The sequence below is a fragment of the Oleiphilus sp. HI0079 genome (assembly GCF_001635105.1).
Genome location: NZ_LWFT01001149.1, coordinates 1 through 1,324, shown reverse-complemented (window position 1 = coordinate 1,324; position 1,324 = coordinate 1). Strand labels below are relative to the sequence as shown.

Here is a 1,324-nt window from a genome sequence, read left to right as displayed (position 1 = left end):
CTTTTGGTTCATTTAGCACTTGATAGGGGCTATTCAGAAAACTTAGCTAGTCATCTCGTTAAACTGTTAATCGAATTAATTGAAGTAGGTAAACGTGATGTCGAAATTGAAAAACAGATTCTCGGATGAGGTGAAAGGCAAGTACAGCTCCATTGTGATGATCCTGCCTTGGGATCAAATAAAAGATCTGCGATACAACAGATCACTTTCATCTCGTTTGTTGGGTAACTACTCGTTGGATGACCTTAAGCGATTGCCAATCAAGAATGTTTCGACATCTAGATCTGAACTATACGTCTTTGTTCCGGCAAAGCTAGAAAATGTAGGAAAGGATCTAATACAGGGCTACGGTTACATCTATTCGGACAACCAGGAGGTGAAAGTTGGATCTACAAAAATGAGATCCTACCTAAGCTTGCACAGATCTGAAAAAACGATGTTGATCCTAAGAGGGGGGATCTCTTTGGTAAGTCGAAATGGATCTCTTTTTAATGATCTGGCTGATAGGAAACTAAAAAGTGATCATGAACTAACAGATCTTTTTAAGCAGTTGGATTCGGATCTACTTTTGGTAGGAAAAAGTGCGTCTGGCGTATCCAGCTTTTTATTGTGAGCTTTCGCCTTAAATAAGCCGAAAGCTCGGCGTAAATGAGTAGATCTGTTCCCATTTTATATAAGCTAAAATGCCCTTTGACCAAAACTCCGCCATGATCTTGGGAAACAGGTAGGACCTTTTGAATGACCTCTATATTAGATCAGAATGCTACTAGCGTTATTAACCGATTTTAGGTGTTCAAAATACGCGCATAAGCAGCATCAAAAAATTATTATCGCAGTAACTTTTTAGCGATAAATACAGATTTGAGATGTATCAAATGTACTTTGTGTACTTCGAGTCTGCTAAATCTCTAGGACTTTAAAATTCTAGATACGCCCCAATTATCTTTTGTACTCCTAGCCACTAGTTTTCTTTGGTCCTTTACCAAAGAAATGGGTTATTCAGCCTTATCTGTGCTGCTATAGTGGCGTAGGACTTCCAAACTAACCCTTAACTTGAGAATGCTGAATCTGAAAGCAATTGAGTGACGGATCACAAGAGAATATTAAGAATAATGAAAAATATTTTGCATATATCGGACTTACATTTATCAACTAGCAAATCAAAAGGCTTTCAAAGTACTGAGCTCAAGAAGTTGCTTGATTCTATATTGGGTGATCTTAATAGTTCTTCTTTTGAGGAACCAATAGATACTATTTTCTTTACAGGTGATTTGAGTTTCTCTGGGAAAGAAGACGAGCTTATTGAGGTTCGTCAGAAATTCAT

The 1,324-nt window shown here is 37.6% G+C and carries 2 protein-coding genes; both read left to right on the top strand.

Going from position 1 to position 1,324, the window contains the following annotated elements:
* Positions 1-97: 97 nt before the first annotated feature.
* Entirely contained in the window at positions 98-613 is a 516-nt protein-coding gene (locus A3750_RS20295; RefSeq protein ID WP_068548714.1) for a hypothetical protein, read from the top strand.
* Positions 614-1,112: 499 nt separating this feature from the next.
* Positions 1,113-1,324 (top strand): metallophosphoesterase (locus tag A3750_RS20290; protein WP_197475196.1); only part of this gene is annotated, 212 nt, incomplete at its 3' end.

Excerpts from the sequence above, each read along its gene's own strand:
- A3750_RS20295 (WP_068548714.1), top strand. The coding sequence starts at position 98 with ATGTCGAAATTGAAAAACAGATTCTCGGATGAGGTGAAAGGCAAGTAC.